This is a genomic window from Pseudomonas sp. LSJ-87, assembly GCF_032971465.1.
Lineage (GTDB): Bacteria > Pseudomonadota > Gammaproteobacteria > Pseudomonadales > Pseudomonadaceae > Aquipseudomonas > Aquipseudomonas putida_Z.
Genome location: NZ_JAWJYQ010000024.1, coordinates 1 through 14,207, shown reverse-complemented (window position 1 = coordinate 14,207; position 14,207 = coordinate 1). Strand labels below are relative to the sequence as shown.

The 14,207-nt window shown below is 59.6% G+C and carries 14 protein-coding genes; 9 read left to right on the top strand and 5 right to left on the bottom strand.

From position 1 onward, the window contains the following. Positions 1-30: 30 nt before the first annotated feature. From RYH74_RS15920 to RYH74_RS15910, 3 genes are all read right to left on the bottom strand, one after another. Positions 31-930 carry a DMT family transporter gene (locus RYH74_RS15920; RefSeq protein WP_075045491.1) on the bottom strand — a complete coding sequence of 300 codons (900 nt, stop codon included), beginning with the start codon at positions 928-930 and terminating at the stop codon, positions 31-33. A 23-nt stretch (positions 931-953) separates the two neighbouring features. Then, positions 954-2,465, bottom strand: coding sequence for a sensor domain-containing diguanylate cyclase (locus tag RYH74_RS15915; RefSeq protein WP_137164229.1), 1,512 nt, complete (start codon positions 2,463-2,465; stop codon positions 954-956). 160 nt (positions 2,466-2,625) lie between these two features. Further along, on the bottom strand, positions 2,626-3,726 hold the full coding sequence (locus RYH74_RS15910) for an SDR family oxidoreductase (protein ID WP_317409728.1): 1,101 nt from the start codon (positions 3,724-3,726) through the stop codon (positions 2,626-2,628). A gap of 73 nt (positions 3,727-3,799) precedes the next feature. Here RYH74_RS15910 and RYH74_RS15905 point away from each other — a divergent pair, with 73 nt between their 5' ends. From RYH74_RS15905 to RYH74_RS15870, 8 genes are all read left to right on the top strand, one after another. Further along, positions 3,800-4,186 carry a MerR family transcriptional regulator gene (locus tag RYH74_RS15905; protein WP_050706059.1) on the top strand — a complete coding sequence of 129 codons (387 nt, stop codon included), beginning with the start codon at positions 3,800-3,802 and terminating at the stop codon, positions 4,184-4,186. A gap of 92 nt (positions 4,187-4,278) precedes the next feature. After that, positions 4,279-4,803 carry an RNA polymerase sigma factor gene (locus RYH74_RS15900; RefSeq protein ID WP_025339489.1) on the top strand — a complete coding sequence of 175 codons (525 nt, stop codon included), beginning with the start codon at positions 4,279-4,281 and terminating at the stop codon, positions 4,801-4,803. Then, positions 4,800-5,636 carry a FecR family protein gene (locus RYH74_RS15895; protein ID WP_317409727.1) on the top strand — a complete coding sequence of 279 codons (837 nt, stop codon included), beginning with the start codon at positions 4,800-4,802 and terminating at the stop codon, positions 5,634-5,636. Before RYH74_RS15900 ends, RYH74_RS15895 begins: the two co-directional genes overlap by 4 nt. A 77-nt stretch (positions 5,637-5,713) precedes the next feature. Continuing rightward, complete coding sequence (locus RYH74_RS15890; protein WP_317409726.1) at positions 5,714-8,152, top strand: TonB-dependent receptor; 2,439 nt, start codon at positions 5,714-5,716, stop codon at positions 8,150-8,152. A gap of 273 nt (positions 8,153-8,425) precedes the next feature. Next, positions 8,426-8,971 (top strand): GNAT family N-acetyltransferase, encoded by a 546-nt coding sequence (locus tag RYH74_RS15885; protein ID WP_085616201.1) that lies wholly within the window; start codon positions 8,426-8,428, stop codon positions 8,969-8,971. A 69-nt stretch (positions 8,972-9,040) separates the two neighbouring features. Next, positions 9,041-10,027: a GNAT family N-acetyltransferase gene (locus RYH74_RS15880; protein ID WP_317409725.1), complete on the top strand. Its 987-nt coding sequence runs from the start codon at positions 9,041-9,043 to the stop codon at positions 10,025-10,027. A 164-nt stretch (positions 10,028-10,191) separates the two neighbouring features. Continuing rightward, positions 10,192-10,677, top strand: coding sequence for a DUF2165 domain-containing protein (locus RYH74_RS15875; protein WP_317409724.1), 486 nt, complete (start codon positions 10,192-10,194; stop codon positions 10,675-10,677). Between the two features lie 42 nt (positions 10,678-10,719). Next, positions 10,720-11,436 carry an SDR family oxidoreductase gene (locus tag RYH74_RS15870; RefSeq protein WP_317409723.1) on the top strand — a complete coding sequence of 239 codons (717 nt, stop codon included), beginning with the start codon at positions 10,720-10,722 and terminating at the stop codon, positions 11,434-11,436. A 22-nt stretch (positions 11,437-11,458) separates the two neighbouring features. Here RYH74_RS15870 and RYH74_RS15865 read toward each other — a convergent pair whose 3' ends face one another. Continuing rightward, positions 11,459-12,463 carry an AraC family transcriptional regulator gene (locus RYH74_RS15865; RefSeq protein ID WP_317409722.1) on the bottom strand — a complete coding sequence of 335 codons (1,005 nt, stop codon included), beginning with the start codon at positions 12,461-12,463 and terminating at the stop codon, positions 11,459-11,461. Positions 12,464-12,541: 78 nt separating this feature from the next. Further along, positions 12,542-13,324 carry an SDR family NAD(P)-dependent oxidoreductase gene (locus RYH74_RS15860; protein ID WP_274078440.1) on the bottom strand — a complete coding sequence of 261 codons (783 nt, stop codon included), beginning with the start codon at positions 13,322-13,324 and terminating at the stop codon, positions 12,542-12,544. A gap of 251 nt (positions 13,325-13,575) precedes the next feature. Between RYH74_RS15860 and RYH74_RS15855 the strand changes: the two genes are divergently transcribed. Beyond that, complete coding sequence (locus RYH74_RS15855; RefSeq protein ID WP_317409721.1) at positions 13,576-14,082, top strand: GNAT family N-acetyltransferase; 507 nt, start codon at positions 13,576-13,578, stop codon at positions 14,080-14,082. Positions 14,083-14,207 lie beyond the last annotated feature (125 nt).

Here is a 14,207-nt window from a genome sequence, read left to right as displayed (position 1 = left end):
CATGCCTCGAGGTGCTTGCTCGCACGCGTTTCATGCTTTGGACGGCTGTGGCGCTTTCTTGCCCAGTCGGATCAGCTCATTGGAGAAGCACAGGCCGAAGAGAATCAGCCCGGCCCCCAGGTACAACGTGTCCCGCGGTACTTCATTGAGCACCACGAACGCCAGCAGTGCGGCAAACAGCGGCTCGGTCAGCTCCAGCGCCTGGACTTGCGAGGGTTTCAGGTACTCGATGGCCTTGGTGGTACAGAAGAAGCCGAGGATGGTCGGCAACGCGGCCAGCGCCAGCAGTGCCATGACCGCCACCAGCGACAGCTCGCCAATGTTGAACCCATCGGTTGCAGCCGGCATCAGCAGGTAGAGGCTGCCGAAAAACAATAGTTGCCGAGTGAAATGCAGCCCCCCGGAAACGCCCATGCGCTTCATGGCAACCGAAAATGCGCCATAACCGCAGCCTCCGATCGAAGCGAGCACTGCACCTTGCAGCGTAAAGCCTTGTTCCAGGTCGGCGCCAAAAATCACGGCAATGCCAGCTATGGTCAAACCGGCGCCTACCGTCGCGTTGGCGGTGATCGGGTCCTTGAGAACTATTCGCCCCAGTAATATCGAAGATATGGACGCGCTTGCCATCAGGATCACCACGACGCCTGCCGCGGCGTAATGGCTATAGGCCGAGGTTTCAAAGTGGAACAACACAAAAATGCCGAGAAATGCGCAAACGGCAGCATGGAACCACTTGGCCGTATGCAGGGGCCGCTTTAGAAACAGGAGCAATGCTGACAGCAACAGGCAGCCGAGGACTGTTTTTATCAGGGCGATGCTGCTGGAGCTGAATCCACTGTTCATCAACACTTTGCTGAGTACGCCGATCGTTGCATTCAATGCAGCGGCGAAGAGTGCAAAGAGTACGCCTTTGCCGAAATGAGATTGCATTTGTACATTCCTTGTTATTGGCTTTATGCCTTCGCCCGGTCGACATGCAGGCGATTGCGGCCCGCCTGCTTGGCGATGTAGAGCGCCCGGTCGGCGCGTTCAATCAGCGATGGTGGGCTTTCGAGGGCCGCTCCATCGGCGCAGGCGATGCCGATGCTGGCGGTCACATGCCCGAAAGGGCTGCCTTTGTGAGGGATAGGTTGCAAGGCCAGGCGCTCGAGCATCAGCCTGGCGACGACGGCCGCTCCGTCGTTGTCGGTATCGGGCAGGATCACGGCCAGTTCCTCACCCCCGTAGCGTGCCAGCAGGTCACGAGGGCGGCGGATGCAGGAAGAGAGCAGGGCAGCCATCTGCTGCAGGCAGGCGTCGCCAGCCGGATGCCCATAGGTGTCGTTGTAGCGTTTGAAATGGTCGATATCGATCATCAGCAAAGCCAGCGTGGTGCCGTTTCGATGGGCGGTGCGGATTTCCTGGGTCAGCGCCTCGTCAAAGCAGCGCCGGTTGGCAAGCCCCGTGAGCGCATCGTGCATTGCCAGGCTTTCGAGTTGTTGATTGCTCTCCAGCAACTGCTGCTGGGTCAGTCGAAGCTCGCTTTCGACCGCACTGCGCCGGCTCATGGCGCGAATCAGCAGCCAGCCAATGGCCCCGATCAGTGCCAGCAGCGCAGCGACCACCAGTGACGACAGCAGCGCCTCGAGCCGCCAGGCCGAGAGTGCTTCCTGCTTGCCCAGCGCGACCGTTGTCACCAGGGGTAGCTTGTCGCTCTTGCGAAACGCATAGAGGCGCTCCACGCCGTCCAGGCTGGAGGTGAACGATGCGGTGCCCGCTGGCTGGTCAACGAGATACTTGGTAAAGATGGGCGACTTCGAAAAGTTGCGCCCCATGTCCTGTTCCCGAAATGGGTAGCGCACCAGCATGGAACCGTCGGTGTAGGCCAGCCCGATGGCACCGTCATGGCCGACATCCAGTTTGCCGAAAAGCTGCAGGAAGTTCTCCACGCCAAGCGTCATGGCGACAACGCCGGCGAACTCGCCGTGGTCATCGTTGAACCGCCGGCTGATGGTGATCACCCATTCCTGGTTGACGCGGCTACGGATTGGCAGCCCGATGAAGGGGTCGCGGGATGGGTCGTCACGGTGGTGGATGAAAAAGGCTCGATCGCTGCTGTTGGCACCGACGGGTGTCGGCTGGTTGGACGACATCAGCCAGCGTCCGTCCCTGGCGTAGATCATGATGCCGCTCATCGGCGGCATCAATGGTTGCTGGCGCTTGACCAGTTGATCCAGACGTTCGATCTGCGCAGGCCCGGCGCCCTCGGTTTCCAGGCGCTCGACCAGGCCGAGCAGCAGCATCGAGCTCTGCCGGACGATACCTTCCGAATAGGTGGACAGTGCCTGGGTCAGGTTCAGGCCATGGACATTGACGTCTTCCAGGGCGCGCTCGCGAGAAGCCATGACCTTCCACAGCGTTAACGAGGCGAGAGAGCAACCGATGACCGATAGCAGTAGCACAACGAGGTGGATGTCACGCTTCACTTCAATTCACACGCCTTTTTCCCTAAAGACCAAGTTGAGCGTCGACACGCTTTAACTAACCAGACGGTCAGGAAGTAACCATTTGGTTCATGTGCAATAATATAACACCGAAGTTGCCGGAGTGTTCGACAGAATTACGCGCTCTGTCAGAACCCGTTTGTTATCTTCCGCCAGGATTTGCAGAAGTGTGAACATGACGAGAGGGCAAGTAACCCTGGACGTAGCGCACGGTCTTTTCCAATGTTCGCGCCATGTCGGGATGTGCCAACTGATACTTTCGTTCCAGTTGCTGGCTGTCACTCATGTCGAAGCGCTGCGTCTGGATGAAGTTCAATGACTCGGCGCTGATCGACAATCGGGTGGCCAGGCCGGGAATCGCCAATAGCCACTTCAGCAACCCTATGGGTACATGGCGGCGGGGTGCCTTGATATCCAGCGTTTGTGCCAATTGCTCGAGCATTCCCTGCAGGTTCGGGGTGTGCTCATACAGCGCCAGGACCTGCCGGTTGGCCATCGACGGGTCGAACGCCACGCAGATCATCATCTTTACCAGGTAATCGACGCTGACCAATGGCAACCAGTGCCTGGCGGAACCAGGGACAGCCTTGAACCGGCCCAGTGCCAGGTTTCGAATGAGGTCGGCCAGAGGTTGCCCTTGAGGGATATGCCCACTTTCGCTATGGCCACACACCGTAGCAGGATGAACGATCGTGTAATCCGCGCCTGCCTCCTGCATGTAGCGGACGACTGCAAAATGGGACTCCAGCTTGCTGCCTTCGTAGCCACCCACACGGCCGTAGACTGCAGGCCAATTGGTGTTTTCAGGGCGCTCGTGATCAACCCCGATACTTGAAAGATGGGTAAGGTTCTGCAGCATATAGCCGCCCACCATCAGCAAGCGAATACGCTGGCTCGCTGCGAGCCTGGCGACTCTCAGCGCCCCTTGTACATTGACTGCGCGGGCCTGCTCCATTGTCAGGCCCCAGGTAAACTGCGCCGCGAGGTGGAAGATCACAGCGACTGAAGCTACGCATTGCCTGTCTGTTTCGCTGAGTCCAAGTCCATCCCTGCTGATGTCTCCTTCAACTGCATTTATATATGCAGGGTTACCTCCCAGTTGGCTTACTTGCGCTTTGAGGCGTTCGATATTTTCAGGGTTGCGCATGAGCACCCAGGTCTTGTGCCCTGTCGCAGTAAGACGGGCCAGCAGATGTTGACCCACAAACCCACTGCCGCCGGTAACGAAGCATTCCACGCTCATATCTGAATCCTTGTCTGGATGATCGGCGCAGGCTAAGGTGTAGAGCGTACTCTACAGTCAAGGAATTTTTACTGTGAATGTTGGAGAGTTGGAGCGCCGGAGTGGCGTCGGCCGCCATACATTGCGCTATTACGAGCAACTCGGGCTTATCGTGGCCCATCGCCAAGCCAACAACTACCGTAGCTACAGCGACCAGACCGTTGTTGATCTGGCCTTTATTCAAAGTGCCCAGAGCGGCGGTTTCTCGCTCGCCGAGATCGGCGACATCCTTGCGGCCAAGCGGGGTAATACGATCGATTGCGCGCAAGGCGCGATGTTGGTAGCCAGCAAGATGGCCGACATTCAAGCGAAGATCACCACGCTGCAAGCCGCCTATGTCCTTCTGGACGCGGAGCGTGCAAAGCTTGAAGCCAGTGCCATTGCCAACGGGCTGACCATTCCTCACCTTCCTGCGATTTAGCGTGGCTCGACGCCGTAGCTTGTTTATTCGCAATTATTTCTCATTTACACTTGTGTCTTGTTTCGGGGCCTACCTCTTATTCAGGATGCATCGTGTCGTTCGATCCCGCCAAACCGACGCTGCTGTCTACTTTGGTACGTCACTATGACGATCTGGTGGACCACATTCGCCGACGCTTCGGCGACAGAAGCATGGCGCGCGATGTAGTGCATGACGTGTGCGTGCAGTTGCTTGAGCGCGGTGAGAAAGACGACGTCCGAACCCCACTGGCCTTGCTACGAAAAATCTCCCACGACACCGCCGTGAGTCGCTATCGTAGCGATCGCCGCCGAGGCGCCTGGGTAGAGGCTATCTCCGAGCTGCCTGAGGTGGCCTGCCCGGCAGCCACCCCGATGACCAGGTATGACAGCGAGCGCGAGTTTCAACTGCTCGTCGACGCTATCACAGACCTCCCACCTCGCTGTCAGGCTGTTTTCGTCATGCACAAGATTCACGAAATCCCCCAGGCAGAAGTAGCCGCTCGCCTCGGTATCTCCATCAAGACAGTGGAAAAGCACCTGCGCCTGGGGTTGGCGGCGTGCAGGCAACGGCTTGGGCGCGATGAGGTGCATCCATGACCAAGCAGCCCGAACAGGCGCCGCTGGACGAGGCCCTGGGGCGACATCGTGAAGAGCTCAAGCAGCTGTTCCCCATGCCGCCGTCCAGGCCTGCGCCCTCGAAAGCGGTGAAGTCGGTAGGTATCACGCTGGCGCTTGCGATCGCCTTTGCAGCCCTGGCGTGGCTTAACCCTGCCTACGAGAGCGAGCGTTTCGCTACCGCCATTGGTGAGCGGCGCGCTGTGCTGCTGAGCGATGGAAGCAAGCTGCTGCTCGACAGTGGCACGCATGTCGATATCAGTTGGCGTCTGCTCAGCCGCGAAGTCGACCTGCGCGCAGGGCAGGCGCTTTTCGATGTGTCCTCGGCCGTGTACCGCCCCTTCGTGGTGTCCGCTGGCCTGGCGAAAGTCGAGGTGCTCGGTACGCTGTTCAATGTTCGCCGCCTGGATAACGACGCGGTGCGTGTGTCCTTGGCCCGTGGGCGCGTGGACGTCACCGCGGCGGCTGCAGCACAAGCGCCTGTCACCCTCAGGCCAGGGCAACAGGTCGACTCGATTGGCGGGCAACTGATGCCGGTTGCGAAGGCCGACGCCTCCAGGGCGATGGCATGGAAAGATGATCGCATCGTGTTCGAGCAGACGCCGCTGGATGAAGCGGTGTCGTTGCTGCGCCTCTATCGCAAGGCCCCCATCGAGCTGAGCGAGCCAAGCCTGGCCGCACTCAAGGTGACAGGGGTGTTCGAGGCGCACAATGTCGACCTGCTACTGGATCTGCTGCCAACCATCCTGCCCGTCGCCGTGCTGCGAGAAGGGGATGGCAGCGTCCGGATTCAACCCAAATCGACAAGAAAATAATTCTCAGGCGCAGGTAGGGTTTCTCGATCCCCATGGCGGCTACTGGAAAAGCCCAACCATAAAAAGGAACTCGAGAAGTGCATTTTCCCCTCCGCAGTCGCCAACTACGCCTGTCATTGCTCGCCAGTAGCCTGCTCATCGCAATGTCGGCCCAGGGCCGGGAAAAGGTGAACGTCGATCTCCCCGCCGCGCCGCTGGGCGAGGCCATCAACGCGCTCGCACAGCAGTCTTCGGTGCAGATCATCTTTGCCAGCGATCTCGGTGCAGGCCGAAACTTGCCTGCGGTGAAAGGGCGGTTCACACCTGAGGAAGCACTTCAAACGCTGCTCAAGGACAGTGGCTTGCAGGTACAGGCCAAGGATGAGCGCACGTTCGTCATCGTCGCGCAGGGTGCCCCTGCATCCAGCCCCGCAACCCAAAGCGTGCCCGTGGAAATGGCGCAGATGGAAATCACCGCCTCGCGCACCAGCAGCAGCCTGGTTTCCGCAACGCGGCAATCCACCGTTCTGGAGCATGAACAACTGCAGGAGCTGCGCCAGGGTTCAGAGAGCCTGGCCACGGTACTCGCCAAGGCGATTCCGGGCATGTCCGACTCCAGCCGCACCGTCACCGAGTATGGCCAGACCCTGCGCGGGCGCAGCATGCTGGTCATGGTCGACGGGGTGCCGCTCAATACCAACCGCGACTCTTCGCGCAACCTGGCCAACATCGACCCGGCACTGATCGAACGGGTCGAAGTCATCCGTGGCAGCAGCGCCATCTACGGCAGCGGCGCCACGGGGGGCATCATCTCCATCACCACACGGCCTGCAGGTGGCGAAAACCGTGCCGAAACCAGCCTGAGCGCCACCTCGCCGCTCACCCGCCTGGGCAGCGATGGCCTGGGGGGGCAGTTCCAGCAGTATTTCGCAGGCTCTCAGGGCGCGGTGGACTACTCGTTCGACTTCGGTACCCGCCACATTGGTGCCTCGTACGATGCGCATGGCGACCGGATCGCCCCGGAGCCCAGTCAAGGCGACCTGTTCGATTCGAACATCTACAACATTGGCGGCAAGCTGGGGCTGCACATCGACGAGAACCAGCGAATCCAGCTTGCAGTCAGCCACTACGACGCCCGCCAGGACACTGACTACGCTACAGACCCAAGCGTCGCGAAACTCCCCGCAGGCTCTGTGCCGGCCAATGCGATCAAGGGCCTGGACCTCGATGAGCAGAACCGCATTCGCAACACCCTGGTGAACCTGGAGTACGAGAATCTCGACATTCTCGGAAGCCGGCTTTCTGCCCAGATGTACTACCGGGACTACTTCACCCGCTTCACCCCGTTCGACGCCCGGGCCGTTGCTACCCGCGGCGGCAACATCGACCAGATCATGCAGAACAGTGAAGTCTTCGGCAGCCGCCTGACCCTGCGCACGCCACTTGGCGACAGCGGCAGTACCGAGCTGGTGTGGGGTGGCGACTATAACCAGGAGCGCAGCGACATGCCGCTCGACGTCTTCGACCCAGCGGCTTATGACGCCAGTGGCGGCCTGGTATTCGACAAGACCGGCAAGCTCACCTACATGCCCCCGCTGAGGACGCGAAGCGCCGGAGCGTTCGCCCAGCTGCAGCATCGCTTCGACGAGCATTGGTCTATCGACGGCGGCCTGCGCTACGAATACTCCACCGCCGAGTTCGATGACTTCGTCCCGTTGTCTGAATCCACGGCTGCCTCCCCGGTGGCGGTGAAGGGTGGCGACATTCATTACGATGCGGTGCTGTCGAACCTGGGCATCGTCTACTCACCGGTACTCGGCCAGGAAATCTACGCCTCCTTCAGCCAGGGTTTCCAATTGCCCGATGTGGGCATTCAGTTGCGCAATGCGCGCCGTGGTTTCGACATCGACGCATCGAACCTGGAGCCGGTCAAGACCAACAACTACGAGCTTGGCTGGCGAGGAGAGCTGGGCAGCAACACCCTCGGTACCTTGGCGCTGTTCTACACCACCTCCAAACTGGGGGATGTGCAAAGTTTCAACAATGGCCTGATTCTGACCCGCACCAAGGAGCGCATCTACGGCGCTGAAGCCAGTGCCGATTGGCTATCGGACGATGCGGTGTGGGGCGCAGGGGGGAGTACGACCTGGATGCGCGGGCGAGAAAAACCGGACGGCAAAGGCTGGCAAGACATGACCGGCTATCGCGTTCCGCCGCTGAAGCTGACCGCCTACGTGCAATACAAGCCGACCCTGGATTGGAGCAACCGCTTGCAAGCCACGTTCTTCGACGCCAAGGACTACAGGCTCGATGGCGTGGACAGCTTTGGTCGACATCAGGTGAGCAGCTATACGACAGTCGACCTGATCAGCCAGTACCAGATCTCCGCTGACGACAAGGTTAGCGTCGGCATCCAGAACCTGTTCAACCGCGACTACTACCCGCTCTACAGCCAATTGCTGCGCAATAACAACAACACCAGCCACTTGCCGGCACCCGGCACTGTGTTGACTGCCAGCTATACGCACAATTGGTAAGGTGCTGAGCAATCACCGGGCCGGTATCGAGCCCGGTGGTCATTTACATGTTTCGCTCTACCAGGCATGAGGAAGGTGGAGCGGGCTATCTATATTGGGCAAATAGCGCTCAGTGCCAATGCTGTGGGCCTGGGGACAGTGTTCAGACAGTTTGCGTTGCTGCTGTACAGGTAAAGCCTGCGGGCTACCCGCTGAAAGCGGCAGTTGATCGTTGCATGCCTGGTGGCATGGCAGGTGCAGTAACTGTGTTGAATACTTTTGAGGTCTGATCACATGGAACCCGTCAGCCTGCTACCCAAGCTCCTTGTTCGCAAGCCCGTCAGCGCTGATGCCGCTGCCATTGCCATCCTTCACATCCGCAGTTGGCAGAGCGCCTATGAAGGGCTGTTGTCGAGCCGTTACCTGAGCGCCCTGGACAGCAGTGTGGAACGCCGTGTGGGTTTCCTGAGGCAGGCAATCGAGTCTGGCAATCCTTCCATTCGCGTAGCCGAATTGAATGGGCAGGTGGTTGGCTGGGTTTCCTTCGGCCCTAGCCGCGATCTGGACGCTGTGGATTGCACTGCCGAACTGATGGCGATCTATTTGGCCCCGACCTTCTGGGCGCATGGCATAGGTACGGCTCTGTGGGCAGAGGCCCTGCAGGCGATAAGGAACAATGGGTATCAGCAGGTCTGCGCATGGGTACTTGATGGCAACGAGCGCGCCAAACGCTTTTACCTCAAGCACGGTTTCACTGCGCAAGCTGCAAGCCAGCGCGTCTTTGAAGAGAACAGTGAGCCACTTGCGATAACTCGCTTTGGCTTGATGCTCGAACCCTGACGAGGCTTTTTCGCTCGCGTGCTTCAGGCCAAATGGCACGAACAAATGGCGAATCGAAGGAGAGCGCACATGGACTTGCTCATTGCCCCGGCAACCCCTGAGGACCTGGCAGGCATCGCGGCCGTGACGGTGAAGGCCTGGCAGACAACGTTTCAGGGCATTCTGCCGGATGCGTTTCTGGCCGGGTTGACCATCGAGGCTCAGCAACAACGGCATCAGGCCCTGTTCGCCGTTAGTGGAGTGAGCTACCACGTGGCCAAGGTAGCGGGCGAGATCGTCGGCTTCTGCTCGGGAGGGCCGAACCGAAGCCCGGGGTTCGGGGAGGCTAACGAGCTCTATGGTCTTTATCTGCTGCCGCATTGGCAAGGACAGGGCGTTGGGCGCCAGCTGCTGCTGGCCGTGGCGATGCAGCTGCAAGCGCCGGGCCGGCAAGGTTTGCTCGCCTGGGTGCTGACGGATAACTCGAATCGGCACTTCTACCGACGCTGCGGTGGCCGGGAGGCGTCTGTACGGTCCATTGAACTGGCAGGGCAATCACGGCCGCTGACGGGTTATCGTTGGTCGTCTGCCCCTCCAGCCGATACCCGAGTGTTCAATCCAGACCATTACCTTGAAACGCTCGGTGGGCGCGTGTTCAGCCAATCGCGCAACGCCGACGCTTGGCGGCTCACCCTGCTGGCGCTGGAGGCTGCGCTAACGCGCAGTGGCCCGAAAGCGCGATTGCTGTTGGTCGTGGGCATGCAAGCTGCGGGGAAAACCACCTGGATCGAGCAGCATCGTGGGGCAGGGGATGATAACGGCTGCCTGTATTTCGATGCAGCACTGCCGCGGCGCGTGCATCGTGCACCAATTCTGGCGTTGGCCGCGCGCGTTGGCGTGCCGGTCTCGGCGGTCTGGGTTCGTGCCTCGGTGGAGCAGGCACTGGCACGCAATGCGTTACGCCGCGCGGATCATCAAGTGCCGCGGGAGAGTATCGAGGCAGTTGCGGCTGCATTCGAGCCGCCTTGCAGGTCAGAGGGGTTTGTCGAGGTTGTCGAAGTAACGGGCAACGATTGAGATGGCCACTCTTCCAATCGCGTGAAGTAGAACCTGGCTTAACCTGGTTCGCCAGCATGGAAGCCTTCCTGGAAAACGGTATTGACCTCGAGTTAAGTGGAGGTTCTAGAGTGTCGTCCGGACGCTCTCGCAACTACCGGAAACGAACTCACAAAGGACCAGGAATGGACACTCCGACCTCACTGCTAATTTTTCAGATCACCTGCTGCATCGGCTTGAGCCTGTGGCTGAGTATCAGCCTGATCAACAACCTGAATGCCTTTGCCAGTTCGGTCGGGGCGATCGGGGCAACCATGTCGATGGCGCCGCTGGCCCAACCGCCCGCAATCAGCCTCCCACTGCTGGGGCGAGCGATGACTTCTCCCTCCCTCCATCGCCTGGCCTTGTCGATCATCGTGCTGATACAGGCAGCCGCCGCCCTCACGGCCTGGGTCGGGTGCTATGAACTGGTGCTTGGCGCCGGCCTGGAGGCTTCACTGCCCTGGTTGAACCTGGCCTTGAGCGCAACGCTCGGGTTCCTGCTTGCGATGCTGCTGGGCGGGATATGGTTCGGCTACTGGATCCGTCAGGAAGGGTTGCAACTGACCCATCTGCTGCTGATGGTCTGGATCCTGCTGCACTTCGTCGTACTCAATGTCCAGTGGGGTTGATCGGTCGATGGATACTTGCAGGATGCCAGGAAGGAGCAACAGATGAAGACGATGATCGTAGGCGCCAGCAGGGGGTTGGGCCGTGCCTTGCTCGAAGGGCTCGGCAAGCCAGGGGACACGCTGATCGGCGTATCCCGCAAACAGCCGGTCGACCTGGTCCTTGCCTCGGGCATCGATCTGCACTGGATCGATGCCGACCTTGCCAAGCCAACGGCGGCTGTAGCACAGATCGCGGATCGAACACCTGCCGATCTGGATGTCCTGATCGGCAACGTGGGCATCTGGGAAGAACACGCCTTCAGCGAGCACTACGCATTCCTCGACGACAGCGACGAATCGATCACCAGGCTGGTCGAGGTGAACATCACCGCCACGCTGCTTCTGCTCAAGCGGCTTATGCCAAAGTTGCTAGGTGCGCCCCGACCGCAGTTGATCCTCACCGGTTCGACCTCGGCCCTTCGCCAGAGCGGGCGCCCGGAGGTGGCGTTCGGCGCTTCCAAGTTCGCCCTCAACGGCATGGCTGATGCGCTACGTGAAGGCTTCAGGGATGACAACCTGGCGGTGACCGTGCTTCACCTGGGTTACCTGAATACCGAAGACTCCCTGAACGCGCCATTGGCACAAGCCGCAGCACGAGGCGAACGGCGCCAGGTACCGGTGCATGATGTGGTCACCATGGTCGACGCGCTGTTGCGCTTGTCCGAGGCTTCGTTCGTAAGGGAGCTGATCTTGCCGGCGATCGGCGATGAGCGCTTCTGACGCCAAAGCTGCCATTCAGCACTCACGTTTGGTGGCTGTGCTGCCTCCGGTACTCGCCCGGTGTCATGCCTGTCCAGACTTTGAAGGCGCGCAGGAAAGAATTGGCATCCATGAACCCGATCAGGAACGCAATTTCTCCTGGGGACAGGGTTGAGCGAGACAGGTAATGGCAAGCCAGGCCCTGACGCGTGTCATTGAGTATCTCCTGATAGTTCAGCGCCTCGTCTGCAAGATGACGCTGGAGTGAGCGCTTGCTCATCGCCAGACGACTGGAGACATCATGGATGCTGCTCCGCCCGCTCGGCAGCATATCGAGCAGCGCGCTGTGTACTCGTTCTTGGGTGGTGGCGCCGGCTTCGAGCTTTGAAAGCCGCGTCCGGAGTTCCGGCTCGAAGAATTGCCACATGGCAACGTTCTCGGTAAGGAAGGGGCGCGCAGCATCTTCTTTGGCGAAGCGAATACGATTGCAGTTGCCTTGTCGCAAGATACATCCCAGGAACTCTTCGCACGGTTTTGCTGGTTCGGGCAGCGCAACCAGCTCTGCCTCCAGCGGGGTGATCGTTTGCCTTGTGGCGAGGCGCGCCAGGTGGGTAAGGAAAACCAGTTCCATCGCAAGGAGGCTGCGCGGGAGCGGACGGTCGTATCCGTAGCATTCGATAAAAACCTCGGTATAAGCGTCGTGGAAGACCACATCCAGTGCCAAGGGACCACACAGACGCTTGTACTCGGCAAGCCGGGTGAGCGCTACGTTGAAGTCCGGGCTGCACAGGCAAGCAAAAAGAGCCGGATCGAAGGCTTCGACTGAAACGGCACCACCGAGTCGCAGTGGTAGATGCGACTCTCCGACCAGCTGCTCAAGGCTTTCGAAAAGTCGAAAATACTCAGGTGGCGAGAGCACGGAGTCCTTGCGGCTGAATAGATCAGCCGGTAGCTCGGCCAAGGCCAGCAGGTCCCCAGGCGCTACTCCCAAATCAGCAATGATCACCTTCCACCCAGCATGCACGGCGAAGTTCTTGGCTTGTTTCATTATCGAGGCATCTCTTTGCAGCGCATTGCCTTGGCACGCAAGTCAGCAAGGCGAACGGGTAGGGCTTCTCTGGCCTTCTCAGGATGCCTTTTCCATTGCCTTGCGGGACATCCTGAGCACCAGTTTGCGAGGCAACAGCGGAACAATCCAGTCGAGCATGACGCGCAACTTGCCTTCATTGAACGCAACCAGTTCACCGCGCTCCATGGCCTGGTAACCGCATTGCGCCACGGATTGTGCCGTCCTGGCATTGTTCCAGGCATCCACACCCTGCAGATCACCTGCGGCGACGAAACCTGTTGCGACTGCTCCCGGGCACAGCGCAGTGGCGGTTACACCGTATTCCCGGGTTTCCTCGGCGATAGCCTGGGTGAAGGATGTCACGAATGCCTTGGTGGCGTAGTAAACCGCCTGCAGGGGGCCTGGTATGAACGAGGCGGTCGACGAGACGTTGAGAATACGCCCGCGTCGACGCAACACCATCGCCTTCAGATAATGATGGGTCAGAGCGGTAAGCGCGGCCATGTTCACTTGCATCATGGCTAGATCGGCAGCGATGTCGCGTTCGACGAACTTCCCGTGGCCACCGAACCCGGCGTTGTTGATCAGAACGTCGATGGACAACCCCAATGCTTCGGTGGCAGCGAATACCCGGTCTGCTGCGCCAGGATCGGCCAGGTCTTCCACGATTACATACACTTTCACGCCGTATCGAGTCTGAAGTTCCTGCTTGATGGACTCCAGCTTGTCACGCGAGCGCGCTACCAGGACGACATCGCCACGCTTGGCCGCATGGAGGCGTGCCAGTTCCAGTCCGATGCCACCCGAGGCGCCAGTGATCAATGCGGTGTCAGTAACCATGTTTTCTCCTTGCTTGAAGCAAAACGTTTGGGCAAGGAGATGTTATGGTGCGGGTTTGGGGATGGCACTAGCACAAGATGCCATGGTTAATTCCGATTGCGCCAAGCTATGGTTCGCGCAACGCGAGCCAAGCGTTATCCATTACTTGATAGCGACTGCTTTCTAACCGAAGCAGACATCAGGTGTAGCCGCAGTCGAGCCGCAGCTGGCATGCTTGTTGATCGCTAGCGGGAAGACGCAGGGAGTCTACGATGGAATGGTCTTGCATAACTTATTACATGGAAATGACCTCGGCTTCCGAGCTGCAGGAAAAACCACAGCGTCACGACCTTCAGATCATCGAATGTGAAGTGCCTCAGGCGGAATTCAATCGGTTTCTCTACAAGCTGGTAGGAACGCCCTGGGAGTGGGGCGATCTTGATAGCTGGAGCAGTTCCGAATGGCAGGCACTCGTTGAACAGGAGTGCCACCGTACCTGGGTTGCCTATCACCGTGGCGCGATAGCTGGCTATTACGAGCTTTATCGCCCCGATGGCTGTAACTGCGAAATCCGCTACTTCGGGTTGGCACCGCAGTTTCTCGGGTGTGGTTTCGGCGGGGCGCTCTTGAGTCACGCTGTTCGATCTGCGTGGGAATGGCAAGGTACAGAGCGGGTGTGGGTACACACATGCACGTTCGACCATCCTGCCGCGCTTGGAAATTATCAGGCGCGCGGATTTCGTGTTTTCAAGCAGGAGGAGACGCAGCCAAGCCAATGAGCGCTGACGCCAGACTGCGAAAGCTCGCCATGGAAGAAGGCGGCCGTTCACGAGTGGCCGTTTTCGACCCCTTGCTGCCGGTGAGCCGAACCGCAATCTCTGTGGGAGCGGGCGCGCCCGCGAAG